This is a genomic window from Streptomyces sp. URMC 126 (assembly GCF_051386555.1).
Taxonomy (GTDB): domain Bacteria; phylum Actinomycetota; class Actinomycetes; order Streptomycetales; family Streptomycetaceae; genus Streptomyces.
The window spans coordinates 1-268 of sequence record NZ_JBPQTX010000909.1; the positions used below are offsets into that span (position 1 = coordinate 1).

Below are 268 nucleotides of genomic sequence, written 5' to 3' on the forward strand. Positions count from 1 at the left end.
GACCCACGACCATTCTCACGATCACGGTCACTCCCACGATCATGACCACGGCCATGATCATGATAACGCTTCCACCGAATCGAGTTCCGACGGCTATTTTCAAGATGAGCAGGTTCAGCCCCGCCCGCTGAGCGATTGGACCGGGGAATGGCAGTCGGTCTATCCCTACCTCTTGGACGGAACTTTGGATCCCGTTCTGGCCCACAAGGCCCAAAAAGGCGACAAGACCGTGGCAGAGTATCAAGCCTATTACGAGGCCGGCTACAGG

Annotated in this window: 1 protein-coding gene; it reads left to right on the forward strand. The window is 56.7% G+C overall.

Translation table 11 applies throughout. The features are described from left to right. The coding region (locus ACSNOK_RS34450; RefSeq protein ID WP_436784656.1) for a ZinT/AdcA family metal-binding protein at positions 1-268 on the forward strand (268 nt) is incomplete at both ends.